Below are 25,491 nucleotides of genomic sequence, written 5' to 3' on the forward strand. Positions count from 1 at the left end.
AGCTGCATCTGTGGCATTTTTATTATTTAGGTTGAGAAATACTTTGTACTAATGAAGCAACGGTAGCCTCTTCAGCCATATACGTAATTGGCAGTCCACATTGACTTGCCGTCTCTGCAGTTTTGGGTCCAATACAAGCAATTTCAACCCCTTGCAGCAAGGATAGCGGTTCTTCCACACCCAGCTGGCGCAAGGCTTCAAGTAAATTTGTAACCGTAGATGAGCTTGTAAAAGTTATAATATGAATGCTTTGATTTTGCAAAAGATGAATGATTTCATCCCCATCTTCTGTCACGAGTACATTCTCATAAACATCGACCTCAGTTACTTCAAGACCGAGCTCTTTGAGCTTAACAGGCAAATATTCACGGGCCAGGTCAGCTGTAGGTAATAGCACCTTCTGACCGGCTTTCAAATCTGCTTGAATAGCTTTCAGGATACCCTCTCCTTGATATTTGGCCGGGAGTACATCCGCAATGATGCCACGCTCAGCTAGCGCCTCGGCTGTCTTCGGGCCAACGGCTGCAATGCGAGCCTTCCCCATTTTGCGTACATCAATCCCTTTTTCACGCAGCCTGCGGAAAAAATACTCCACACCGTTTACGCTTGTCAGTAACACCCAGTCAAATTCATGAAGCTTGTCTAGCGCCAGATCCAATGCTTGAATGGCCTCAGGGCGACTTGGCGGTTGTAATCGAATAACAGGGAATTCGACCGCTTCTCCACCCATGTCATCAATTAAATCCACTAGCTCACTTGCTTGACTTCTAGCTCTAGTGACAAGCACTCGACGCCCGAAGAGCGGTTTCTTCTCTATCCAGGCCAGCTTCTCACGCAGCTTAACAACTTCTCCAACAATAATAACGGCTGGTGATTTGAAATTAGCTGCTCTTACCTTCTCCGTAATATCGGCCAACGTTCCCGTAAGCGTTTGTTGATCCGCCCATGTTCCCCACCTGACGAGCGCAACAGGCATTTCTGGCGGTTTGCCGCAGCGAATCAATTCGCGACAAATTTGTTCAAGATTCGCTACACCCATTAAGAAGACCATGGTGCCAATCGCCTTAGCCAGATTCTCCCAGTCCAAACTGGAATAAGTCTTATTCGGGTATTCATGACCGGTAATAATCGCAAAGGACGATGTGAAGTCGCGATGGGTGACTGGAATACCCGCATAGGCAGGAACTGCAATCGAGGATGTGATACCTGGAATAATATCGAAGGTCACATCGTTATCTGCGAGCAGCTCCGCTTCCTCGCCAACTCGACCGAAGATGCTGGGATCGCCGCCTTTAAGTCGAGTCACAACTTTCCCCTGAAGAGCCAGATCTACGAGCAATTGATTAATTTCTTCTTGCTTTAATATATGTTTGTCCGGAAGCTTGCCGACAAAGATCAACTCTGCTTCCGGTCTACGATGCTTGAGTAGACGAGGGTTGGCCAGCCGGTCATAAACGATGACATCGGCTTTCTGAATGGCTTCCATACCGCGAACCGAGATGAGTTTAGGATCTCCGGGACCTGCACCAACGAGATAGACTCTTCCTTTGTTCACGATGCTCACTTCCTTACCTCAGCTAGGATACGTTCAGCGCCTTGCGCAATAAGCTTATCAGCAACAAGCAAACCAAGCGCTTCCGGATCGCTCCCGGAAGCTGTTTCCTTGAGCATGGTCACGCCGTCCGGCGTACCGACCATGCCCGTTAAAGTGAGCAGCGGCAACTCTGATCCGCTGCTGTCTTCGCTTATGCTCGCGTAAGCGCCGAGCGGCACCTGGCAGCCTCCGTTGAGTCTGCCAAGGAAAGCCCGCTCTGCTCGCACCGCGAGCGCGGTTGGCTCATGCTGGAACCTGCTCAGCAGGTCCAGCATGAAGGCGTCGCCGCCCCGGCACTCGATGCACAGCGCCCCCTGCCCTACGGCAGGGAGGCAGATCTCGGGCGGCAAGTACGCGCTGATGCGATCCTGCCAGCCGATCCGGTGTAAACCGGCCGCGGCAAGCAGAATCGCATCGAAGTTCTCATCATCGAGCTTGCGCAGCCTCGAATCAATGTTCCCGCGGACCGACTCGATGCGGAGGTCCGGGCGGAGGTGCTGCAGCTGGCTGGCGCGCCGCAGCGAGCTGGTGCCGACGAGCGCGCCTTGCGGCAGCTCGTCCAGGGAGCGGTGCCCGCGTGTGATCAGCGCATCGCGCGGATCCTCACGCTTCGGCACCGCTCCGACGACCAGCCCTTCGGGTAGCTCGAAGGGCATATCTTTCATGCTGTGGACGGCCATGTCGATATCGCCGTCCACGAGTGCCTGTTCGATTTCCTTGACGAACAGACCCTTACCGCCTACCTTGGACAAGGTGACATCCAAGATGCGGTCGCCCTTCGTGACAATTTTCTTAATTTCAAATTGACAAGCGATCCCATGTTCAGCTGCCAGCTGTTTTAAGAGCTCCACAACTTGCCCTGTCTGAGTTAGTGCCAACGCGCTTTGCCTAGTTCCTACGATGATTGTTCTCATCTCTACCCGCCTCCCTATACTTGCTGCCCGATATCCTTGATAGCTGACCAAGCAGATAGATCCGTACCTCTATCTCCAACTTACCCCTGCATCCAAGGTTCTTTCTCTAAGGTTATGTAGAGCTTCTCTTTCCAACTCTCAAACGTACCCTCGCGTATTTTGGCGAGAACGTCCCATTCGAGCATCTCTTTAAACATACTTTGTCTAGCTTGTTTATCGGCCACCCTACTCTGAATCAATAGCCGCAAATCACTAAGGAAATCGAGGTAAGTTTCATACTCCTCGCCATAAACGTTGTCTAATTCTTGAGCAATTTTACGGGCAGCCGAAGGGCTAGCTCCACCTGTTGAAACCGCAATAACTAACTTCCCTCTTCGAACAACAGAAGGCACGATGAAGGAGCTCAATTGAGGTTGATCGACAACGTTGACTAGCTTCCCCTGTCGGGATGCTACCTCATGAACGAGAGCATTAACGTACGCAACATTCGTTGCAGCTACAACCAAGGTGTACGGCACAAGATCTGCGCTTTCATCGATCATGATCGATGGATCAAACGGTTGCCTATACAGAACCACTTCAGCTTGGTTCTCCATCTCCATAAGTCCCTTAGTAAATTCTGCGCTTACAATCGTTACATAGGCACCTGCTTGCAGCAGTGATTTCACCTTTCGTTCAGCCACAGCCCCGCCGCCGACAACTAAACATCGGCGTCCAGACAGATTCATCATAATTGGATAGGGATGATTCATCGTCGTTAACTCCATATCCAGCCATGAAAACCTGAAACCAAATTAGAAACCACGAAATTGAGAACAACAATCAAGAATGCCGCGAGGTTCCAAGCTGCCAGTTTATTGCCCGAAATTCGCATAGAATGCTGCTGAAATAAATAGAAAGCGTACGCTGCCAGTACAAAAAATGAATTAATCACCTTAGGATCATAAAGTAAATTACGATCTCCTTCTAGTACAACCCAGACCACACCCAAACTTAAAGCCATAAGAAGCAAGGGTGCCCCGATAATAACGGAGAGATAGGTGTAATGTTCAATTTTCTCAAGTGAAGGTAATCTCATAACCGTTTGAGAAAATTTCTTCGCCTTCAACATTTTGTGTAAGAACACATACATGCCTGAGAAAATAGCTGCAATCGAGAAGGCCACGTAGCTGCCAATCGCTAAGGTAATATGGATAAATAATAGCTCATCATTGATGTCCCAATCGGGCTTAATTGGCGTTACATTCGGATTACTGAATACATTCAAAGCCAAAATGGCAAAACCGAGCACATTCACAAAAAATACAAACAATTCAATGCGGAAAAATCGGTTAATCAACAGTGAAATCGTGACAATCAACCACGAAAACATAAAAAGTACGTCCGACCGGGCAAACGCCCATTCCGTTAAATGACCATACAAGTTAATTCCTAAGTAAGCGGTTTGTAGAACCCATACAAACAAAAGCAGCCCCGTCCCCATCCGTTTCGCGCTTCGGTTCGCATTAGCGAAATCCGAAAAGTAAAACAATAGGCTCAGGGCATACATATAAATCATCGCATCAAACAACCAGCTACGTGTTACCATGGCACCTCTCCTAGGCGATTAGCGCCCTTTTCTTCAAGATTGGGCTAGAACATCAGCGTTCTGTAAACTAAGCACGGACAACTTATCATCCAGCATCTGCTTAGCTTCAACTGCTTTATGCCCGGCTTCTAGTTCCTGTGCTAACTGATTGGCTTGCTCTTGTTGTTCAAGGGTCTCTTCCAGGGCAAACAGTTTCGTGAATAGCTCAAGCGCGTCATCACCATGACGCTCACCCGCCATTTCCTTAATGCGAAGGATCGGGTCTCTCAGCACTTGATTCACAATACTTTTCGTCAATTTACGAATAACTTTAATTTCACGTTCATCTAGGTCAGGCAGCTTCTTTAACATATTATCCATTGTCTCTTCATGGATCAGGCTCGCTTTTGTCTGAAGAGCGCTAATAACTGGACTTACACCTAGCGTCTTTGTCCATTGTTCGAAAACACCCATTTCAGACTCAATCATTGTTTCAATCTTTGCTGCTTCTTTCTTTCTCTCTTGCAAATGTTTATCTACGATATTCTCCAGATCATCGATATCATAAAGAAAAACATTAGGTAAGCCGCTAATTTGTGGATCTAGATCACGTGGGACCGCAATGTCCATCATGAAAAGCGGACGTGATTTTCTCTTTTGAACATAGGACTGAATATCATTCTTCGTAAGAACATATCCCGGAGCGCCCGTTGAACTTATAATAATATCCACTTCCGCTAAATGCTCCAGCATGTTATCGATGGTACATGGAGTGCCGTTAAATTTCTCAGCCAATTCTACTGCACGTTCAAACGTTCGGTTAACCACGATAACTTTGTTAGCGCCATTTGCATAAAGGTGCTTCACTGTGAGTTCGCTCATTTTACCAGCACCAATAATCATAACCGTCTTGTTCATGTAAGTACCAAATATTCGTTTACCAAGTTCCACCGCGGCGTAGCTGACGGAAACTGGATTATTGCTAATGCCTGTTTCGGAGTGTGCTTTTTTGGCAAGTGTCACGGATTGCTTAAACAATGTATTGAAATAAGCCCCGGTTGCTTTCATATTTTGAGATGATAAAAAAGCATCCCGCACTTGTCCTAGAATTTGGGTTTCCCCAATAACCATAGAATCTAAACCGCTTGTTACGCGGAATAAATGTTCAATCGCTTTTTCATTTTCATACATATATAAATGCTTTTGGAATTGATCCTTACTGACTTGGAACCAACGTTCAATGAAGTGAGTCAAGTAATGACTGCACATCTGCGGTCGATCCACAACAGCGTAGATTTCCGTGCGATTGCAGGTGGCGACAATTACACACTCCAATATGCTTTTCGTGTCTTTCAATTCTGCCAATGCCTTAGGTAAATCCTGATCGGAAAAAGCGAACTTTTCCCGAATTTCTACCGGGGCCGTACGATAATTCAAGCCAAGTGCGATAATATGCAAAGGTACCACCTGCCTTTCCGTCTATTTCTATGAACCATTATAGCACAGCAAAACAAGCAATCCGACAAATTTTTTGTATAATTTATGAATGCTTCATTCTGCTCGTTAGTTTTAACAGCATTTCGTTTCTATATACCTAATATAGGGATCTTTGAGCGTAGCTCAAAGTCTCTCCGCTTAGGGATCTTTGGCTCCACTCAAAAAAAGATCCCTATATATTCTTATTGAAGTCCTTTTTTTCGTATAAAAGAGGTTAAATTTCGATCTAGCTCAGTTAGCTTCGCATTTTGGGACGAGACAATATCGCCATTCGAAGCCATGAGTTTCTCATACAGTTCGTATAGACTCTTGTACTGAAGCCAAACATCCTTCAAAACCTGGATCTCATCTGCCTTTAACGTTCGCTCTCCCCCCACCTGCAGACGCTTCAAGTACTGCGTTAGCTGGGTCATACTGTCCAGTGAAGTCAGATATTCACTTCCTCCCGCAGCAAGCACCAGGCGTTCATGCGTATAACTTGCCGAGTATAGAGCTTGCCCCACAGCATCCAATCCTTCGGTATCTTTGCTTTGGGCAGCTTCCTCCAGATAGCTCTTCAGAAGTTCCATCTGAAACAGAGATACTTGATACAGTAGATGAGTAGCGTCGTGCTCTTCTTTATGAGGACCAAGTATTTGAACGAGCTGATAGATAGGCCAGATGATGAGAAAAAGTACAATACTGTAAATCACTGCTTTTCTAACTATTTTCTGTTTCAAATCCGTTCCCCCAGTTCATGTTTGCTTCATGCTCGGACATGTGTCGCAATAACATTGTATGGGTATCTGGACAAACAAATAACCACGGATTTCTCCGTGGTTATCGTTATTGTTATGCGCAGATTTTTATTTAACAAGCTCTGCTTGCTTCATTTCAGGAGTTTCTACTTGCAGTTCACCCATTCCGCGAACTAATTTCTTCGCATAGAATGTTTCTGGTTTCAATACGGATACCATAAAGTCAATTGCTAATTGAGGGTCCACTGTCTCACCGCAAGTATAACAGTCAAGCGCGGCAAAACCTCTCTCAGGATAAGTATGAATGGAGAGATGACTCTCGGACAACATAACAAGTACAGTTGCTCCTTGTGGTTCAAATTGCTTGGATTGTACAGATAGTACGGTTGCTCCGCATACCTCGGCAGCTTCTACCATCTGAGCCTGCAGCCAATCTGCATTGTTCAGAAGTTCGAAATCTACCCCCCAAGTATCTACAGCAACGTGTCTTCCGAAAGTTGAGTATTCTGTTTCCATCTTTCGGTTCCCCCTTCCTAGGAATAAAATGTCTGAAAAAAATTTCATCCGCTAGGACCTACGTCATTCACTTCCCGAGGGTATAATCTCTCGCAACATTCAATGTCCTGAGTGAATCCTGGTTCCTATATTGTTTCAACGAGAATAAAAATAACATCTATCGACGAGAAATGCAATAGTTTTTTTTGTCAAATGCTTTAAAACAAAAAAGACCCTAAAAAGGGTCTATTGTAATTGTGGGTATATGTGATGGTTAAGCCTCCAATATAAACAAACGATGCGTTAGCTCATTGAGGCGAGTGTCGATCTGTTGATGTTCTTCCTGTTGTTGCAGCATATTACGCAAATCTAGAAGATGGTTAATTTGATCGTAGATCATTTCAATCTCTTGCTCGACTTCTCTCTTTTGGAACATTTGCTGCATGAGACCAATGGTGTCTTTGTACTCATAAATAACGGTCAACAATTGCCCTTTGACTTCCTCGATTTTAACGACGGTTCCACGTTCATAGTAGTAAACCATTGTATAACTAGGGTAAATTCGGTTTACTGTTGCGCTTCCTTTAAACTCTGATACCGCTTTACGCATCAAATTAGCAAGTAAGGTGTTACTTAATCTGCAGGATCCTGTGCATTCATATAGGCCCGATTTCTTCTCAAATGAAAGGACGATTTCCTGACCTGCTCCATCTTGAAAAACAACCTCTTGGTTGCCATTTTCCAAGACTTTCACTTGCAATGTCACTTGATGATCCACAAACATTTGAAAAAACCTGAACATCTCGGCTTCTGTTAACTGGAGGCAGGTTTTGACATATTCAGTCGCTAACCTTTGTGCCATAAAAATCCCTCGATTCTTTGTTTTCAAGCCATTAACTATTACCTTGTTTATTATTATACTACATGCGTCTCTAATATTCCTGCGTGCATTTCATTATAATCAGCCAAATATTCTGAAAAAACCAAGGAATTACGGAATGCCAGCAAATTTTCCCCAGTAAACCTCGCTTTCCCGTGTGCTTCTTCTTGATTTTCTCTGTCTTTTGACGTCCTCCCCATCATTACACAAAAAACCGCCCTATGAATCAGGACGGTTCTTGTTCTTTATCTTGTTCTTGCTCAATCACGAGTTCAGCAGCTTCTTCAGGCTCTGGCTCTCCATATGCAATGGCTTGCTCTAGAATCCCCCAAAGCTCGTCCTTGCCGAGCCCAAGCTCCGAGGAAAACATCAACGGCTGGACACCCTTATCCATCCCCAGTGTCTCTCGAACAATCTTGATATGCTTTGGCCATCTGCTTTTCGGGATCTTGTCGGCCTTGGTCGCAACGACGATGACTGGCACATCATTATGTCTTAGCCACTCGTACATAGCTTGATCATCTTTGGAAGGAGGATGACGTAAATCAACTAATTGCATAACAAGGCGCAGTGTTTCTCGATTCATTAAGTAGCTCTCAATGAACTTCCCCCACTGCTCCCGTTTCGTTTTTGAAACTTTGGCGTATCCATAACCTGGAAGATCTACGAAATATAAGTCCTGGTTGATTTTATAATAGTTAAGCGTTTGGGTTTTGCCGGGCTGTGAGCTGGTTCTGGCCAAATTTTTGCGGGAGATCAAACAGTTAATAAGTGAGGATTTCCCGACATTAGAACGCCCTGCCAGAGCAATCTCTGGCAAGGCATCCTCTGGATATTGGCTAGGCCCAACCGCACTGATAATAAACTCAGCTTGATTGACTTTCATGGATGTTCAACTACTTTCTATCGTTATCCGACTTGCACGGGAGGCTTATTTTTGACAAGCGCATGTTCAAGCACTTGATCCATATGGCTGACTGGAATAAAGGTCATCTCGGCGCGGACACTTTCTGGAATTTCGACGATGTCTTTCTCATTATCCTGAGGCAGCAGGATGGTACGGATACCAGCTCGATGTGCAGCGAGTGCCTTTTCTTTGAGCCCTCCGATTGGAAGTACTCTGCCGCGCAACGTAATTTCACCTGTCATAGCAACTACTCGAGAAACTGGAATATTCGTCAATGCTGAAATCAATGCCGTAGCCATCGTAATTCCTGCGGATGGACCATCCTTTGGAATGGCACCTTCAGGGATGTGAATATGGATATCGTTCTTCTCATGAAAGTCAGGCGCAATGCCTAACACATCAGCCCGTGAGCGTGTATAACTGAAAGCAGCTTGTGCCGATTCCTTCATCACATCACCAAGTTTACCCGTCAAAGTCAATTTGCCTGTTCCAGGCATTACGGTGACCTCAATGACTAAGGTATCTCCGCCAACTTCCGTCCAAGCAAGGCCTGTCACAGCACCTATTTGATCTTTCTCTTCGGCTACATTATAGCGGAACTTGCTCGGTCCTAGATAGTCCTTCAAGTTTTCTTCTGTTACATGTACCGGTGTAGTTGGGTCAGATACGATCTTTTTAGCTGCTTTGCGATTCATACCTGCAACTTGCTGCTCTAAATTACGAACGCCCGCTTCTCGTGTATATTCACGTACGATTTTCATTAAGGCATCTTCATCCACAACAAGTTGTTCTTCTTCTAAACCATGATCACGCTTCTGCTTAGGGAGCAAATACTTTTTCGCAATTTGCAGCTTCTCAATCTCTGTGTAGCCAGGAATGTAGAGAACTTCCATCCGATCCAACAGAGGGCGAGGAATATTGTGAACGGCATTCGCCGTTGTCACGAACATGACATTGGACAAGTCAAACGGAACTTCAATGAAATGATCACTAAAAGTGCTATTCTGCTCGGGATCAAGAACTTCAAGCAATGCCGAAGCCGGATCTCCGCGGAAATCCATGGCCATTTTATCAATTTCGTCTAGCAAGAAAACAGGATTATTCGTACCAGCGTTCTTCATCCCCTGGATTATCCGTCCCGGCATAGCCCCAACATACGTACGACGATGACCACGAATTTCGGCTTCATCTCTGACCCCGCCAAGAGAAATACGAATGAACTGTCTTCCCATGGATCTAGCAATCGAACGAGCAATGGAGGTTTTACCAACGCCCGGAGGTCCAACTAAACAAAGGATAGGTCCTTTCAGCTTCTTAACAAGCTTCTGTACCGCTAAGTACTCGAGTACGCGCTCCTTTGGCTTCTCAAGTCCGAAGTGATCCTCGTTCAAGATTTCCTCAGCCTTATCTAAATCCAAGTCATCATCCGTATTTTTGGACCAAGGCAGTCCTAGCAGCCAGTCAATATAGTTGCGGATGACGCCTCCCTCAGCAGAAGTCGCTGGCATCTTCTCTAGGCGGTCGATTTCCTTCTCAACCTTCTCGCGGACTTTATCTGGCAATTCAGCTTCCGTCAACTGGTTGCGTAGGTCATCCACTTCGCCAGCACGGCCTTCCTTATCGCCAAGTTCCTTTTGGATTGCTTTCATCTGTTCGCGAAGGTAGTACTCCTTCTGCGTTTTCTCCATTTGTTTCTTAACACGTTGACTAATTTTACGTTCGAGTTCAAGCACTTCTCGCTCATTATTCAAGATATTGAGCATTTTCTCGAGACGTTCACGTACATCTACGGTCTCCAAAATCTCTTGTTTATCCTTTATTTTGAGCGATAAATGGCTGCATATAACATCTGCTAAACGGCCTGGTTCATCAATGTCCGAAACAGCAGCAAGCGTTTCTGGTGTAACCTTTTTCGATAAATTAATGTAATGCTCGAATTGGCTTAGTACACTTCGCATGAGCGCATCGATCTCAGGATCGGTGATTTCTTGCTCCGGTAATTCCTTAGCCGTGACTTCATAATATTCATCATTCACAAGGTATTCAACAATTTCAGCACGCAAAACGCCTTCTACCAAGACACGAATCGTACCATTCGGTAGTTTCAGCATTTGCCTTACCTTAGCAATTGTCCCGATGCGATAAATATCCTCTTTGGCAGGTTCTTCTATGTTGATCTCTGATTGAGAGCAGAGGAGAATCATGCTGTCATCCACCATTGCCCGCTCTAGTGCTTTAACCGACTTTTCTCGCCCTACATCCAGATGTAGAACCATGCTCGGATAAACCAGCAGTCCCCTTAGAGGCAATAGCGGCAATCTGCGCACCTTGATTTTTCCGGGTCCCATCCTCTGCACCTCCTAATATATGGATCTTTCAACTGTACCCCTCGTTGCCCTTTACATTTTATCAAAACTGCAAACAAAACACCAACTGGCACTCTGACGCATCATGTAAGGTTATCTCAACTCTGATTTAGGAGTCAATTGTATGTTGTGAATTAGCATGTAAAATAGGTAAAGACGAAGCTGGAATTGTCCTTTCCGAAGCAAAAGGCAAGTGAATCACATTATCATGAAGCTCTAAGCCTAATGCAACTTCCAACACTTCCTCGATCGAGTCAGCAGCGAGCACCTCTACCCCCGGCAAATTAGCAAACATTTCTTGCCAGTTTTCTTTAGGGATAATGACTTTGGTAGCTCCCGCTTGGAATGCAGCTTCGACCTTTGCTACAACGCCGCCAACGGGTTTAACTTTACCATGAATACTCATTTCCCCCGTCATTGCCAATTTATTATCCACAGGTATTTTATGTATTGCAGATGCAATAGCTGTCGCCATGGAAATGCCTGCAGAAGGTCCATCGATAGGCACCCCGCCTGGGAAATTAATATGCAGATCATAATCTGACGTATTAAACCCAAGTTTGCGAAGGACGGTCAGCACATTTTCCACCGAACCGCGCGCCATACTCTTTCTGCGAATGGTTCGCGAGCCTCCTCCCATTTCCTCTTCATCTACAACACCCGTAATATTAAATTTGCCAGTACCCGCAGCGGCAATTGGTATTGCGGTCACTTCAATCTCAAGTAGTGTACCCAAATTAGGACCATACACAGCTAATCCATTGACGAATCCAATTTGCGGTTGTGCTGGTATTTTCCGCTCTGGTCTAGGTGGAATTTGCGATGAATTGACAACCCACTCAATGTCGGCTGCGGTAATCTCATCTCGCTTATCCGTTAAGGCAATACCCGCGGCAAGCTGAATCACATTCACAGCCTCTCTGCCGTTGGTTGCATATTTCGTTACAACTTGAACAGCAGCTTCACATTTCTTGAAGCCAATCTTATCAAGTGCTTTACGAGCAATTTCGCCTACCTCACTTGGTAAAAGAGGACGGAAATAAATTTCCAAGCAGCGCGAACGGATAGCTGGAGGAATCTCGCTTGGAGTACGTGTTGTAGCCCCTACTAAACGGAAATCAGCGGGTAGACCATTTTGAAATATATCATGAATATAGCCTGGAATATTCGCATCTTCAGAACTATAATACGCACTCTCCAGAAATACTTTGCGATCTTCCAGCACCTTTAATAATTTGTTCATTTGTGTGGGGTGTAATTCACCGATCTCATCGATAAATAGAATCCCGCCATGCGCTTTTGTTACAGCACCTGGTTTAGGTTGTGGAATTCCCGCAACCCCCATTGCACCAGCACCTTGATAAATAGGATCATGAACTGATCCGATTAACGGATCGGCAATTCCTCTTTCGTCAAAGCGTGCTGTCGTGGCATCGATTTCTGTAAATTTGGAATCCGGACGGAAGGGTGACTCCTGATTCTTCTTAGCTTCCTCTAGAACGACACGAGCCGCAGCTGTTTTGCCAACACCAGGCGGACCATAAATTATGACATGCTGCGGATTGGGACCGCATAGTGCAGCTTTTAAGGCTTTCAATCCTTCAATCTGGCCAACGATATCCTGCATGGAGGACGGTCTTGTTTTCTCCGAGAGTGGTTTTGTTAGCGAAATGGATCTTAGTTTTCTTAATTTCTCCAATTCTTTCCTGGACTCTCTATCGACAGCAGACCGGTTCGTCTGTTGATTGCGCAGCAAATTCCAGAAATACAACCCAATCACAACGGCAAAGAAAACTTGAATTACCATAAGAATAATACTTAAACTCATTTGTCATACCTCCTAAGAGCTTTGCTTTGGCAAAACTGTCATCGTAAGCATATGCTTAGTTTTTGGAAGAAAACTACTTCGCAAGTTATTTGCGGCCTTCGTCAAACAGCTCAACTTTTTTGTCATAACTTCCATTATTCCCGTGTAAAAGAAGGTTAATCCAATTCATGCAAACTTTTGCGTGACGTATGATAGCCCCCTTACAGAAGAAGGATAAGCTTAGATATTCATGCAAAAGGATGTGGTTCGCTTGAAGCAAAGCTTGATGATTTTATTACTTTTCCTTTGCCTTTGTAAGACATCAGATGCGTACGCTTTAGCTAATAATCCCTTGATGCCTAATGCTGATATCATTATCGACGTAGGGCATGGGGGCATAGATAGCGGAGCTTTACACGGTAAATATCAAGAAAAAGATATGAATTTAGCCATATCCAAAAAAACATACAAGCTGCTTAAGAAAAGGGGCTATCGAGTCATCATCAACAGGACGGAGGACTACGCTTTAAGTGAAGATAACAAGTGGTCGTTCGGTGGAAGACACCGTAAGGATTTAGCGCAGCGTTCCGGAATCGCCAACACCATTAAGCCCAAAATAATGTTAAGCATGCATATTAATTGGTCAAGTAAATCCGATCGTAGAGGCCCTCTTGTTATTTATCAAAATCAATCGGACAGCATTTTGCTTGCTCAACTTTTGCAGGATTCCCTAAATCGTCTTTATGGAACGGAAGAACTGGCTGTTCTCGGCAAAAAATATTATGTGCTTAAGCACACGAAATGCCCGTCTGTTATCGTTGAATTAGGATTTATTTCGAATAAAGCAGACCGCAAGCTGCTGAATGACTCTCATCATCAAGCCAAGCTAGCAAAAGCCATTACTCAAGCGGTAGATCAATACTTTGCTATGATCCATCCTAGTTAGTATTTAGTTTCATTGTTTGTGAAATCGGAACAAAGACAGCTTCCTTTTGAATGATCGGAATGGCCTCTTTAATGACTTGGGCTGTTTTTTTCCCTGGTGGACCCACATGTCCAATCGCGATGACCAGGTCTCGTTGATTGACTAACTTTTTAAACTTCACCATTTGCTTACTGATGTGACTGTACGTGTAAAGATCATCGAAGAAAAGTTGATTCTCAGAATAAGGAACTCCACTTTGGCCCGCTAGCTTGCCGATTAGGCTTTTTGTAGAAGTACGGCTATCTAATAAAATGAGATTTTTTTCTTTGCAGATTTCAACGAGAATTTTCATCACTCTCTTATCCGCAGTAGCCTTGGATCCCATATGATTATTAATTCCTATTACATAGGGAATATCTTCGATTGCTGCTACGATCCGTTTGTGAATCTCATCATTCGATAAGTCAGTAGTAATGGCTCCTGGACCTAACCAACTCTTCTTGCCTCGCACAGGTTCCATTGGTAGGTGTAGAATGACTTCATGCCCCTTATCGTGTGCTAATTGCGCATCTTGTTTGGTAGAGGGCAGGAAAGGCATGACAGCGACTGTGAAAGGGATGGGTAGATTCATCATCTCATTAGTGCCTTCCATATTATTGCCAAAGTCATCAATGACAATAGCAACCTTCTTGCTCTTAATTTCAGCCACATGTTGTGTTGGCATTGCTACATCTGAAGCACCCGTATGCCATGGTAAGAGAAGCAAAAAAATCCCTACGATTACCGTAAGGGTAATGTGACGAACAGTCCTATACTTGTTTTGCAAATTCATAGCATTCTCCTTGTTTGCACTTAATCGTTAGAAAAACTTACTTCAATTGAACAAGCTTTCCAGTTTTACTCATTATGCTTCTCTTGCGTAACAAATATGCGTAAAAGGAATAAACGGTTTTGGGGGGCTGGTGCGGGAGTTAGTGAGGGAGAGTTGGTCCGGGAAATAATGCAAGTATTGATGTGGATATGGGTGCGGGTACGGGAATTAATACAGGAGCCAAATACAGGTGCAGGAAAATAGCGCACCCATGTTCCGCTAATTCAATTTTCTAGCGCATATTTCCAAAATAGCGCACTGTGGTTCCCTTTACCGGGGTATCAGTTCCAATCCCATATACAATCATAGGCTCTGAATATCCAACAGATAGCACAAAAAAGCCGTTAAAAGCACCTCACCGAGGTACCTTTAACGGCTTACTTCTTTAACATATATGCGATTAGTGCTTACGTCCTGGAATAACACCAGTTTTTTCATAAGAATCTACGATGATATCAATTTCTTTCTTTAACTCATTAAGCAGTTCTGCTTCAGGAACCTTGCGAATCATTTCTCCATAACGGAAAAGCATGCCTTCACCACGAGCTCCTGCAATACCGATGTCAGCTTCACGCGCTTCCCCAGGACCATTCACTGCACAGCCAAGGACAGATACCTTAATCGGCACTTTGATCTTTGCAATATAGTCCTCGACCTCGTTAGCGATTGAGAACAAGTCGATATCCAAGCGACCGCAAGTAGGACAAGAAACAAGAGTAGCAGCATTGGTAATCAAGCCAAATGTTTTGAGCAGCTCGCGAGCTACTTTAATCTCTTCTACTGGGTCCGCGCTAAGCGAAATACGCAGTGTATTACCGAGTCCCATATTGAGCAGTGTTCCGATACCTGCCGCACTCTTCACGGCCCCTGTAAAGAGCGTGCCAGCTTCTGTAATCCCGAGGTGAAGTGGGTAGTTGAATGCTTTAGCCGCTTGGGAATAAGCTGCAATCGCCATAGGAACATCGGAAGCTTTGAGTGAAACGATAATATCGTGGAAATCAAGCTCTTCCAGAACGTTAATGTGGAACAAGGCACTTTCAACCATAGCCTCAGGCGTTGGGTACCCATACTTTTCGAGAAGATGATTCTCTAGTGAGCCAGCATTGACCCCAATACGAATTGGAATACCACGTTCCTTACAAGCTTTAACAACCGCTTCTACCTTCTCGCGGCGGCCGATATTACCTGGATTGATACGCACTTTATCGATGCCATTCTCAATAGCAGCAAGCGCTAAGCGATGGTCAAAATGAATATCCGCAACGAGTGGTATATGAATTTGTTTTTTGATTTCTTTAATGGCCTCAGCGGCTTCCTTGTTGTTCACGGTGACACGAACGATTTGGCATCCAGCTTCTTCCAGACGAAGGATTTCTGCAACTGTCGCCTTCACATCCGCTGTCTTCGTTGTACACATACTTTGCATGATGACTTCATTACTGCCACCGATCGTCAAATCGCCTACACGAACGGCCCGCGTATCTTTTCTATGGAACATTATGGTTTCTCTCCCCATGACACCAAACATCCTCCGCTCCAATCCCATTAACAGGGGATCGGATTGGAGGCTGTGTGTAATTTGTGAAATTATGGGTTACGCACTTTCTTCTTTCTTCTTACCAGTCGTCTGCGCACCATCTTTGGTCGTCAAAACAGGAGTGATCTTGTTTTGAACTGTTTCCTTAGATACCACACATGTCGTGACGTCTGTTCTCGAAGGGACTTCGAACATCACATCAAGCATAATGCTCTCAATGATGGCTCTCAGGCCGCGCGCGCCAGTATTACGTTTGATAGCTTCTTTAGCAATGGCATCAAGTGCCTCTGCGTCAAATTCGAGTGAGACGTTATCCATCTCAAGCATCTTCTGGTATTGCTTCACGAGCGCATTTTTAGGCTCCGAAAGAATACGCACAAGGGCTGGTTCATCCAGCGGCTCTAGTGTAGAGATGACCGGTAAACGACCCACGAATTCCGGAATTAAACCGAATCGTAAGAGATCTTCCGGAAGCACCATGGATAAGTACTCGCCTGGTTTCAAATCTACTTTAGCCCCATCTGTGCTAAAGCCAATTACTTTTTTACCGATTCTGCGTTTGATAATTTGCTCAAGTCCATCAAAAGCTCCGCCGCAAATAAACAGAATGTTGGTTGTATCAATTTGAATGAATTCTTGATGCGGATGCTTACGTCCACCTTGAGGAGGAACTGAGGCAACCGTACCTTCAAGAATTTTGAGTAAAGCTTGTTGTACACCTTCACCGGAAACGTCTCTTGTAATGGACGGGTTCTCGGATTTACGTGCCACTTTATCGATCTCGTCAATATAGATAATGCCGCGTTCGGCTTTTTCTACATCATAATCTGCAGCTTGAATCAGTTTGAGCAAAATATTCTCAACGTCTTCGCCCACATAACCAGCTTCTGTTAATGAAGTGGCATCCGCGATTGCAAAAGGAACATTCAGAATTTTGGCCAGCGTTTGCGCTAGCAACGTTTTACCGCTTCCTGTAGGTCCTAAAAGTACGATGTTACTTTTTTGAAGCTCAACATCTTCCAATTTGTTTTGCGAATTAATACGCTTATAGTGGTTATAAACCGCTACAGCCAATGATTTTTTCGCTTGATCCTGCCCGATTACGTACTGATCCAAAATATTGCGAATTTCTTTTGGTTTCGGAACATCTTTCAGATCAAGCTCTTCTTCATGCCCTAATTCTTCTTCCACAATCTCCGTGCAAAGCTCTATACATTCATCACAAATGTAAACTCCCGGACCTGCAACAAGTTTGCGAACTTGGTCTTGGGATTTTCCACAAAAGGAACATTTGAGTTGGCCTTTTTCATCGTTAAATTTAAACATGGGATCACTCCTTTATTTCAAGTCGTTTCGAGTGATAACCTCGTCGATTAACCCGTATGTCTTCGCTTCATAAGCGCTCATAAAGTTATCTCGGTCGGTGTCTCTTTCGATCTTTTCAAGCGGCTGTCCCGTCCGGTCCACATAGATCTGGTTGAGTTTTTGTTTCGTTTTGATAATCCAATCCGCGTGGATTTTGATATCGGTTGCTTGACCTCTTACACCGCCGAGCGGTTGGTGAATCATAACTTCTGCATTCGGCAGCGCGTATCGCTTACCTTTGGCACCTGCTGTTAATAGCAGAGAACCCATACTTGCAGCCATACCTACACAAATCGTAGATACATCTGGTTTAATAAACTGCATGGTATCGAAGATACCCATTCCAGCTGTTACAGATCCACCTGGTGAATTGATATATAAGTGGATATCCTTATCGGGATCCTGAGCTGATAAAAAGAGCAGCTGGGCAATGACCAAATTAGCCACATCGTCATCAATAGCGCTCCCAATGAAGATAATGCGGTCCTTTAATAAACGCGAGTAGATATCGTAAGAACGTTCCCCACGAGCCTCTTGTTCAACAACCATAGGAATAAGACTCATTGTACCAACTCCTTTTGCGGCAATAGCCAAGTTCTCTCAATTGAGATTCAGATACAGTTTAACACGTTTGAACAGCAAAGTCATTTTTTCAGAGAACTGCTATGTATGAGGGTATTTCTTATGGTCTTGGACAGATTGGGGGCTAAAATAGGGTAAAAGAAAGGCACGTTGCTTACGTACGTGCCTTTACTTACCTTATTTATACAGCTGCGGAAACATGCTTGCTATTTTCAAGCAAGAAGTCAACCGTTTTTCTAATCACAAGATCGTTGCTCAGACCTTCTAGGCTGCCGTTTGAAGTAAACAGTTCACGAAGTTCTGCTGTTGTTTTTTGGTAGGATTGTGCATATTTCTCAAGCTCCGTGTCAACTTCTTCATCGGAAACTGTGATTTTTTCTGCAGCTGCGATGGCTTCAAGAACAAGGTTGTTACGAACACGCTTATCAGCATCTTCTCTCATTTGTTCTTTTAGCACGCTCTCGTTTTGACCGGAGAACTGGAAGTAGATCTCAAGAGTCATGCCTTGCGAGCGAAGACGTCTTTCGAATTCCTTCACCATAACATCTAGCTCTGCTTCTACCATGGAAGCTGGAATTTCAACATCAGCATTAGTTGCAGCTTTTTCAACAACAGCTGTTTCCAGAGCAGCCTCTGAATCTTTTTCTTTGCGCTCTTGAAGACGTTTTTTCAGTTCTTCTTTGTACTCTACAAGTGTATCGTACTCGCTCACATCTTTAGCAAATTCATCATCAAGCTCTGGCAAGTTTTTGCGTTTAATATCGTGAATTTTCACTTTAAACACAGCTGCTTTGCCTTTCAAATCTTCGGAGTGGTAGTTTTCAGGGAAGCTAACGTTAACTTCTTTCTCTTCGCCTTTACCAAGACCGACGAGTTGCTCTTCGAAACCTGGAATGAAGGAGTTGGAACCAAGCTCAAGGGAGTATTTCTCCGCTTTACCGCCTTCGAATGCTTCACCATCAACGAATCCTTCGAAGTCAAGGACAACAACGTCACCATTTGCTGCTTGTCCTTCTTCAAGAACAACCAATTCAGCATGACGTTGTTGCAAACGAGTAAGCTCTTCATTCAATTCTTCATCGGTAACTTCTGCGCTTACTGCTTCAACTTCGATACCTTTGTATTCGCCAAGTGTTACTTCAGGCTTAACAGTTACTTTAGCTTTGAACTTCAGTACTTGTCCTTTGCCGAATTGCTCAACGTCTACTTCAGGACGATCGACAGGCTCGATTTTAACCTCTTCAATCGCTTCCACATAAACTTCTGGCAAAATGATATCTAAAGCATCTTGATACAAGCTTTCTACACCAAATTTAGCTTCAAATATTGAACGAGGCACTTTCCCTTTACGGAATCCTGGAACATTCACTTTTGCTGATACCTTTTTAAATGCTTTATCCAAAGCATCTGCTACGCGGTCTGCGCCAACTTCCACTTCAAGAACGCCTACGTTCTTCTCTATTTTTTCCCAACTTGCTTTCATTTTATGCTTTCCCCTCCAAAAATGTACGATGACATATTTTCACGTTACGCTCATTACAACCATTCTATTATACCATATAAGATTTTCATTTCAAGGCAACCTTTCTTGCCTTATGATGGATCCGGATTAAACTGCTTCACAAACGCTTGAAGCACATGGTTAGCTCGCTTCCACTGAAGCTTCATAGAATCAACAATCCCGTAATTGTCTAGTAATTCTTCCCGACTCACACTGCCAAATAATTTCTCTTGTAGAATAGCATGCAAGGCAGATGCCCATACATCAACAGCGCCTTCTTCCGCATTCTGTAAATCCGTATAGATTGATGTCCCATAGGCATAGGCTAGAAATTCCTGCCAAGTCTGCTTGGCAAAATAAACAAAATCAGGTTGGCTTATTTCACTAATGTCCCCGACTCTGCGAATCATATCACGAATGCGTGATGGAAATTCCTCCGGGCACATCGGTGTCTCTTCGATCTCGACAAGGATTTTTTCCCCATTCTTAGGGAACTCGATAAATCCACGCTCACCCATCTGTTTAAGCGCCTGCAAAGCTTTAAATTGAATGTGAGGGTGCCGCGGCTTCTCACATAGCCACTCCTTTACACGTTGGCTTACGTCAGATTGATCAATAAACGCCAATTGTTCAAGGGCATTGACTTGCTGCTCTAATGTACCGTCTCTTAGCATATTCAGAAGCTTAAGCGCAAAAGCGCCATCATCGGCTGTCTTTTCTTGTATGTACTGCCGTAATAGATCCGTTTCTTCCTCTGGATCATCTTCCAATGGAGACGTCATTGGGAACATGGATTCCGGATACATGGTACACAGCCAATTCCTCAGGGCTTCCCATTGTTCGGTTTTGTGATGGTCTACTGTCGGAAATTGCAGTAGAAAGGTTAGCAATTGGAGTGCATCACTATACTGCTCTGTTTTTAGAAACCGAGTCAGCTCCTCTTCGTAATATTGCTCTGTTTTCGGAAAAAGAATTAAGTTATTGATGGATGGGTCCGTTATGATGATCACCTCAGAAATCTTGGTCTCGCTGGTGACAGTTTACTTGATTGTCCAAGTGATTGCAAAATAAACATTTAAAATAGGGTTGACTTCACTTGAAACTATATGATAATATAACTCTTGCTTCGCTAAACGGATCACATCCGCAAGGTAAGAAGAGGTCTATGTCTCAGTAGCTCAGCTGGATAGAGCACACGCCTTCTAAGCGTGCGGTCGGGGGTTCGAATCCCTCCTGGGACGTTTATGTACGGCAAAGGATCGCGAGAAATCGCGGTTTTTTTTGTTTATAAGAAAAATAAAATTCACTATGCTACGAATCTTTCATATTGTGCTATACTCTTTTCAATTACATATTTTTTCGAATAAATGAGGTGCCCTTGCGTAGCAAGCAAGGGGTAACAGGGAATCGGGTGCAAATCCCGAGCGGTCCCGCCACTGTATTCGGGGAGTTTCTTTCTATCATGTCACTTGATGCATATTCAGGGAAGGCAGAAAGAATACGATGATCCGAGAGCCAGGAGACCTACCTTCATTTATGCACCCAGAAACCTTCGCGGAAAGGAGCGGTGTACGTCAAGTCTCTCGACATGTAGCTTATATTTGTCGTTTATTCGTACGTACCCACGACCAATCCATCAGGATTGGTCTTTTTTGTTTGTTATTCGAACTTCAATTAGGAGGAATTTAAAAAACATGCAAACAAAATCACGAAAGACAAAGGTCGTTAGCTTCTTACTAGTGGTTATAGGGTTAGCCCTTTATCTATTCATTAATGAACCGCAAACCGTCAACGGCATGCACATTATGGAAGGATTTCTCCCCGTAGGTTGGGCTATATTTTGGTGGGCAGCCTTCCTTCCGTTCTTCTTTCTTGGTGTCCGAGCACTTATCAAAATTACGAAAGAACATCCAGAGCTCAAAATTATGCTCGGTCTTGCTGCTGCGTTCACTTTCGTACTTTCAGCACTAAAGATTCCTTCTGTGACCGGAAGCAGTTCTCATCCAACAGGTACAGGTTTAGGAGCTGTAATGTTCGGACCGCTCCCTATGAGCGTCCTAGGATCGATTGTATTGTTATTTCAAGCGGTTTTACTTGCTCATGGAGGACTTACGACTCTCGGGGCAAATGCATTCTCAATGGCCCTCTCCGGTCCAGTAGTTGGTTACTTCATATATAAGTCCATGATGAAAACAACCGGCAAACAAAAATGGTCGATATTTTTGGCGGCTGCTCTTGCCGACTTATCCACATACATTGTTACTTCTGTCCAATTAGCTCTTGCATTCCCGGCTGAACAAGGTGGATTTATGGCATCCTTCTTGAAATTCGGCGGTATTTTTGCCATTACGCAAATCCCTCTTGCCATTAGTGAAGGCATTTTAACCGTATTAATATGGAATTGGTTACAATCTTACAGCCCTAAAGAACTATCTATCCTACAACATAAAATGAAAGGAGCTTCTGAGCAATGAAAACTCGTACTTTAAATACCCTTATGCTGATTGCTGTTGTATTACTGGCAGTCTTGCCCCTTATTTTCGTACAAGGCGAATTTGGAGGAGCTGATGATACCGCTGAACAATTAATTCAGAGTATTCAACCTTCCTATACGCCATGGTTCTCTTCTTTATTTGAGCTCCCAGCTGAGACAGAAAGTATGCTATTCGCCTTACAAGCGGCCATTGGCGCTGGCTTCATCGGGTTTGCCTTTGGCTTTTTCAAAGGGAAAGCGTCTAAATCCAAAAACCAATGATAAAACGAATCGATTCGCTATCTTATAAAAATGCCTTACGCCCCCTGTCACCGATGTGGAAGTGCGGTTTTGCAGTTATCATGCTGCTGTTTTCTTATCTAACGCATCCACCCGTCCAGGTGCTTATAGCGTTATGGATGACTCTATGGACGGTTGGCTACGCTCGCGTTCCGATCAAATATTATGTAACTGTCATCGGTGCTGCATGCCTTTTTTTTGTGGGGAGTGTACCCGCATTAGTCGTAGAGATCCGTCCTCTGCCAGAAGCCATGCCTGATATTCATGAGGTGGCGGCCTTTATATTCATGGACTGGAAATTGTCCGTTACTTCAACAGGTCTTTTGCTAATTGGAAAATTATTCATTCGTATTATAGCGAGCTTAAGTTGCGTGTCCTTTATTATGTTCAGCACTCCTTTTTCTGAATTGCTGCAAGTCTTACAAAAAGTTCGTGTTCCCAAGCTGGTTCTGGAAATTATGCTTATTATGTATCGGTTTCTGTTCATCCTATTTGAAATAGCCAATAACATGTCTCTAGCTCAGCAATCAAGAGGCGGTCAGACCGGTTTCCAAAATAGATTAAAGGATACAGCCATTATAATTGTTCAAATGTTTATCAAAACGATGCAGCGGTATAAATCATTGTCAAATGGCCTTGTCTCCCGAGGTTTTACGGATGACATTCATATGGTGCCTTACCGAGCTAATCCTGTACCTTTTCGATATAAATTGGAAAGTTATGTAGGGTTCACACTCTTACTGCTGCTCGAAATTTGGCTGCATTGAAATTGGAGGAGTACCGATGAGCACGATTTTAGAAACCTTAGAAGTAAGTTTCAGCTATCCCTTTTCACAGACCATGGCTTTAAACAAATTAAAGCTCCGCATCCCCGAGGGAAAAAAAACGGCCATTTGCGGTCATAACGGTTCTGGCAAATCGACTTTATTTCTTCATGCTATTGGCATTCATTCACCTTCATCGGGTCAAGTTTTATGGAAGAACGAACCTTTAACTTACACTCGCAAAGAACTCAAACAATTACGTCAAGATGTTGGACTTGTGTTTCAAGACCCTGAACAGCAGCTCATTTTGAATACTCCTTATGAGGATGTCACCTACGGACTGCGGAATGCTGCCATTCCTGAACTTGAGATTACTCGCCGAGCAGAAGCTATATTACAAACGATGGGACTCGAACACTTAGCGCACACACCCATTCACCACTTGAGCCTCGGTCAAAAGAAACGAGTAGCCCTAGCCGGTGTGCTGGTGCTTGAACCAAAGCTTCTACTTCTTGATGAACCAACGGCCTATCTAGATCGTATATCGGAGCAACAGTTAGTCGAGGAGATCAACCGTATACATAGCCGCGGAATCACGTTAGTCATGGCTACCCATGATATGAACCTAGCCTATTCATGGGCTGATTGGATTCTGGTGATGGATCAAGGACAGTGCGTCATGGAAGGCACACCAGATGAAATATTCAAAGATAGCAAGGCTATTAAAGACCTTGGTCTTGATAGGCCAATGCTGCTAGATTTGTGGGAAGCATTGCCTGAAGCTAACCGTCAGGGCGTATCCGCACCCAAGAATGTGCGTGATTTTACAACATTATTACAAAAAGTCCATTTATAATTATCATCAACGAATATATATAAAGTTAAAAGTGGCTGTCCCAACATTGATAAAATAGTTAGAGGGACAGCTTCTTCATGTATACATGCGTGCATCCATCTATCAATGGTAGGCCCTCTCGTTCCGTTCATTCAATGCTTAGCTCTTTTCATCCACTTTAGTGGCCTGCCGTTCCATTATGAACAAGTATGACGAATAAGCGCGGAAAACGCGCTTATTCTGGAGGCACGAATAGGTAAGGAGTAAGCTTTATTTACCTCTTACCTATAACATATAAATTCTGACCAAAAAGGACCTCCCCCTATTACGGAAGTCCTTATGGTTACGTGCTTTAAGGAAGATATCCCTCTTTTTAAACTTTCATTCATTGATTATTTGCTTTGTATGCGACTAATGCCCTTATTTCCTTTTCCGGTTGGCACAAAGCTTTCCTCAAAGCTATAAATCATATGTTCTTCGAGTGGTTTCCCCTCTAGTAAATGCTCTCTAACAAGCCTTCTCCCAGTCTCTGGTGTCATTTCCTTGTACCAAATCCCTTGCGGATACACCGTGACAACACCTGCATCCTGACAGCGGCCATTACATCTAGTCCGAGTTGTATGTATAAGATGCTCGGCTCCGTGCTTCGAAATTTCATCTCGGATGGCTAGCGTTGTTTCATCTCCTGAATGTTTCAGGCAAGATCCCCCGTTACAGATAAGTACATGATGTTGGACTGTTGATAGATCCCACGTACTCATAAGAACACCTCCCTATCTCCCGTAGGTATATAACTGTGCTGCTGAAATAGGCAGGTCTCCTGGCTTCAGGATCTTCATCATACGTCAGCCTTCCCAATCGGTCGATCAGTGGCATAGAGACGTTGACTCCTCTGTTACAGTGGCGGGACCGCGTCGGCTTCTAACCGATCTTCCCTTTTAAGCTTACCCTACGCTTGGAAAGCGGAACGTAAGCACCTATTTCGAATATGAAATTGTACCCGAGTTTATTCAAATCTTTTAAACTCAATCATCATCTTACCTCATAGTCTTCTTACAAACAAGGAAAAAGCCCCCACCAAATGGTAGGAACTTCATCGGAAGCTGTATTCACGAATTCAAATCTTTAACTTAAACGGAAGGCCGATTCGGCTGGTGATGTCCGGGCTCTGTTGAATCCAGGTTGGACTGTATGCGAGAAGATTGCTTGGAATGATCGATTGTGCTTTGTGTCCTTTGGTCCATACTCTTCTTTTTGCTCATGATGGGGTTAATCCTCCTGTGAGTTGAAATAATGATCACTTGATTAGTATGGAGAGATACCGCCTCTAATATGCTGTTTATAATACCCATAAAGAACGAAGGAAAAAGCAAAAGCCTGCAAGGAAGTCTCCCTACAGGCTCTTGATGGTGCCATTAGACTTTAGTGCTTCTTGTGAGGCAAATTACTGCCTGGCTGACCGTCACCTTGGGTCCTGAGATTCTTCGCGGCTTTCCTCTGCTTGTCGTGCAGCTTGCTAATGAAATGACTATCCATGAGCATTCGCCTCCTGAAGAAAGAATGGCACTACCTCT

At 44.1% G+C, this 25,491-nt stretch carries 25 protein-coding genes, 1 tRNA gene and 2 riboswitches; of the genes, 6 read left to right on the forward strand and 20 right to left on the reverse strand.

Annotation, left to right across the window (positions count from 1 at the left end; genetic code table 11):
- Window positions 1–22: 22 nt before the first annotated feature.
- The 11 genes from cobA to lonB form a co-directional block, all read right to left on the reverse strand.
- Entirely contained in the window at window positions 23–1,555 is a 1,533-nt protein-coding gene (gene cobA, locus QFZ80_RS25700) for a uroporphyrinogen-III C-methyltransferase (RefSeq protein ID WP_307561761.1), read from the reverse strand.
- 5 nt (window positions 1,556–1,560) lie between these two features.
- Window positions 1,561–2,508: a hydroxymethylbilane synthase gene (gene hemC, locus QFZ80_RS25705; RefSeq protein WP_307553212.1), complete on the reverse strand. Its 948-nt coding sequence runs from the start codon at window positions 2,506–2,508 to the stop codon at window positions 1,561–1,563.
- 80 nt (window positions 2,509–2,588) lie between these two features.
- Entirely contained in the window at window positions 2,589–3,260 is a 672-nt protein-coding gene (locus QFZ80_RS25710) for a precorrin-2 dehydrogenase/sirohydrochlorin ferrochelatase family protein (RefSeq protein WP_307561763.1), read from the reverse strand.
- A 5-nt stretch (window positions 3,261–3,265) separates the two neighbouring features.
- The gene (locus QFZ80_RS25715; RefSeq protein ID WP_307553210.1) at window positions 3,266–4,096 is read right to left on the reverse strand and encodes a cytochrome C assembly family protein; all 831 of its coding nucleotides are present in this window, start codon (window positions 4,094–4,096) and stop codon (window positions 3,266–3,268) included.
- 33 nt (window positions 4,097–4,129) lie between these two features.
- Complete coding sequence (gene hemA / locus QFZ80_RS25720) at window positions 4,130–5,533, reverse strand: glutamyl-tRNA reductase (protein ID WP_307561765.1); 1,404 nt, start codon at window positions 5,531–5,533, stop codon at window positions 4,130–4,132.
- A 221-nt stretch (window positions 5,534–5,754) separates the two neighbouring features.
- Window positions 5,755–6,291: an S-adenosylmethionine decarboxylase gene (locus QFZ80_RS25725; protein ID WP_307561766.1), complete on the reverse strand. Its 537-nt coding sequence runs from the start codon at window positions 6,289–6,291 to the stop codon at window positions 5,755–5,757.
- A gap of 126 nt (window positions 6,292–6,417) precedes the next feature.
- Window positions 6,418–6,825 (reverse strand): adenosylmethionine decarboxylase, encoded by a 408-nt coding sequence (gene speD, locus QFZ80_RS25730; RefSeq protein ID WP_057306176.1) that lies wholly within the window; start codon window positions 6,823–6,825, stop codon window positions 6,418–6,420.
- A gap of 253 nt (window positions 6,826–7,078) precedes the next feature.
- Window positions 7,079–7,666 carry a non-ribosomal peptide synthetase module gene (locus QFZ80_RS25735; RefSeq protein ID WP_171644806.1) on the reverse strand — a complete coding sequence of 196 codons (588 nt, stop codon included), beginning with the start codon at window positions 7,664–7,666 and terminating at the stop codon, window positions 7,079–7,081.
- 244 nt (window positions 7,667–7,910) lie between these two features.
- The gene (gene yihA / locus QFZ80_RS25740; protein WP_307553207.1) at window positions 7,911–8,570 is read right to left on the reverse strand and encodes a ribosome biogenesis GTP-binding protein YihA/YsxC; all 660 of its coding nucleotides are present in this window, start codon (window positions 8,568–8,570) and stop codon (window positions 7,911–7,913) included.
- A 23-nt stretch (window positions 8,571–8,593) separates the two neighbouring features.
- Entirely contained in the window at window positions 8,594–10,939 is a 2,346-nt protein-coding gene (lon, locus tag QFZ80_RS25745) for an endopeptidase La (RefSeq protein WP_307553206.1), read from the reverse strand.
- A 127-nt stretch (window positions 10,940–11,066) separates the two neighbouring features.
- Window positions 11,067–12,785 (reverse strand): ATP-dependent protease LonB, encoded by a 1,719-nt coding sequence (lonB, locus tag QFZ80_RS25750; protein ID WP_307553205.1) that lies wholly within the window; start codon window positions 12,783–12,785, stop codon window positions 11,067–11,069.
- Between the two features lie 250 nt (window positions 12,786–13,035).
- Here lonB and QFZ80_RS25755 point away from each other — a divergent pair, with 250 nt between their 5' ends.
- Window positions 13,036–13,710 (forward strand): N-acetylmuramoyl-L-alanine amidase family protein, encoded by a 675-nt coding sequence (locus QFZ80_RS25755; RefSeq protein ID WP_307561768.1) that lies wholly within the window; start codon window positions 13,036–13,038, stop codon window positions 13,708–13,710.
- On the opposite strand, the gene QFZ80_RS25760 is transcribed toward QFZ80_RS25755, so the two are convergent.
- The 6 genes from QFZ80_RS25760 to QFZ80_RS25785 form a co-directional block, all read right to left on the reverse strand.
- Window positions 13,703–14,521, reverse strand: coding sequence for a divergent polysaccharide deacetylase family protein (locus tag QFZ80_RS25760; RefSeq protein ID WP_307561770.1), 819 nt, complete (start codon window positions 14,519–14,521; stop codon window positions 13,703–13,705). The two genes, QFZ80_RS25755 and QFZ80_RS25760, sit on opposite strands and share 8 nt — an antisense overlap.
- 439 nt (window positions 14,522–14,960) lie before the next feature.
- Entirely contained in the window at window positions 14,961–16,058 is a 1,098-nt protein-coding gene (ispG, locus tag QFZ80_RS25765; RefSeq protein WP_307446734.1) for a flavodoxin-dependent (E)-4-hydroxy-3-methylbut-2-enyl-diphosphate synthase, read from the reverse strand.
- A gap of 96 nt (window positions 16,059–16,154) precedes the next feature.
- Complete coding sequence (gene clpX / locus QFZ80_RS25770; protein WP_307553202.1) at window positions 16,155–17,423, reverse strand: ATP-dependent protease ATP-binding subunit ClpX; 1,269 nt, start codon at window positions 17,421–17,423, stop codon at window positions 16,155–16,157.
- A 12-nt stretch (window positions 17,424–17,435) separates the two neighbouring features.
- Complete coding sequence (gene clpP, locus QFZ80_RS25775) at window positions 17,436–18,026, reverse strand: ATP-dependent Clp endopeptidase proteolytic subunit ClpP (RefSeq protein ID WP_307446742.1); 591 nt, start codon at window positions 18,024–18,026, stop codon at window positions 17,436–17,438.
- Between the two features lie 199 nt (window positions 18,027–18,225).
- Window positions 18,226–19,527, reverse strand: a complete 1,302-nt coding sequence (gene tig / locus QFZ80_RS25780) for a trigger factor (RefSeq protein WP_307553201.1) — start codon at window positions 19,525–19,527, stop codon at window positions 18,226–18,228.
- A gap of 110 nt (window positions 19,528–19,637) precedes the next feature.
- Window positions 19,638–20,555: a hypothetical protein gene (locus QFZ80_RS25785; protein ID WP_307561772.1), complete on the reverse strand. Its 918-nt coding sequence runs from the start codon at window positions 20,553–20,555 to the stop codon at window positions 19,638–19,640.
- 157 nt (window positions 20,556–20,712) lie between these two features.
- On the opposite strand from QFZ80_RS25785, the gene QFZ80_RS25790 reads away from it, so the two are divergent.
- The 5 genes from QFZ80_RS25790 (at window position 20,713) to QFZ80_RS25810 (ending at window position 23,938) form a co-directional block, all read left to right on the forward strand.
- Window positions 20,713–20,786, forward strand: a tRNA-Arg gene (locus QFZ80_RS25790).
- A 112-nt stretch (window positions 20,787–20,898) separates the two neighbouring features.
- Window positions 20,899–21,092, forward strand: a riboswitch (cobalamin riboswitch).
- A 147-nt stretch (window positions 21,093–21,239) separates the two neighbouring features.
- Window positions 21,240–22,019: an energy-coupling factor ABC transporter permease gene (locus QFZ80_RS25795; protein ID WP_307561775.1), complete on the forward strand. Its 780-nt coding sequence runs from the start codon at window positions 21,240–21,242 to the stop codon at window positions 22,017–22,019.
- Window positions 22,016–22,300, forward strand: a complete 285-nt coding sequence (locus QFZ80_RS25800) for an energy-coupling factor ABC transporter substrate-binding protein (protein ID WP_307561777.1) — start codon at window positions 22,016–22,018, stop codon at window positions 22,298–22,300. The genes QFZ80_RS25795 and QFZ80_RS25800 overlap by 4 nt, the downstream gene beginning before the upstream one ends.
- Window positions 22,297–23,085, forward strand: a complete 789-nt coding sequence (gene cbiQ, locus QFZ80_RS25805; protein ID WP_307561779.1) for a cobalt ECF transporter T component CbiQ — start codon at window positions 22,297–22,299, stop codon at window positions 23,083–23,085. Before QFZ80_RS25800 ends, cbiQ begins: the two co-directional genes overlap by 4 nt.
- Window positions 23,086–23,101: 16 nt before the next feature.
- Window positions 23,102–23,938: an energy-coupling factor ABC transporter ATP-binding protein gene (locus QFZ80_RS25810; RefSeq protein ID WP_307561780.1), complete on the forward strand. Its 837-nt coding sequence runs from the start codon at window positions 23,102–23,104 to the stop codon at window positions 23,936–23,938.
- A gap of 371 nt (window positions 23,939–24,309) precedes the next feature.
- Here the strand turns inward: QFZ80_RS25810 and QFZ80_RS25815 are convergent, their stop codons facing one another.
- The 3 genes from QFZ80_RS25815 to QFZ80_RS25825 all read right to left on the reverse strand — a co-directional run bounded on the left by QFZ80_RS25815 (window position 24,310) and on the right by QFZ80_RS25825 (window position 25,453).
- The gene (locus QFZ80_RS25815) at window positions 24,310–24,678 is read right to left on the reverse strand and encodes a (2Fe-2S) ferredoxin domain-containing protein (protein WP_307553195.1); all 369 of its coding nucleotides are present in this window, start codon (window positions 24,676–24,678) and stop codon (window positions 24,310–24,312) included.
- 32 nt (window positions 24,679–24,710) lie between these two features.
- Window positions 24,711–24,913: riboswitch (cobalamin riboswitch) on the reverse strand.
- A gap of 134 nt (window positions 24,914–25,047) precedes the next feature.
- On the reverse strand, window positions 25,048–25,179 hold the full coding sequence (locus tag QFZ80_RS25820) for a hypothetical protein (RefSeq protein ID WP_261304798.1): 132 nt from the start codon (window positions 25,177–25,179) through the stop codon (window positions 25,048–25,050).
- A 160-nt stretch (window positions 25,180–25,339) separates the two neighbouring features.
- Window positions 25,340–25,453, reverse strand: a complete 114-nt coding sequence (locus QFZ80_RS25825) for a DUF4023 family protein (RefSeq protein ID WP_084595043.1) — start codon at window positions 25,451–25,453, stop codon at window positions 25,340–25,342.
- Window positions 25,454–25,491: the final 38 nt, after the last annotated feature.

The sequence above is a fragment of the Paenibacillus sp. V4I7 genome, from assembly GCF_030817275.1.
Taxonomy (GTDB): domain Bacteria; phylum Bacillota; class Bacilli; order Paenibacillales; family NBRC-103111; genus Paenibacillus_E.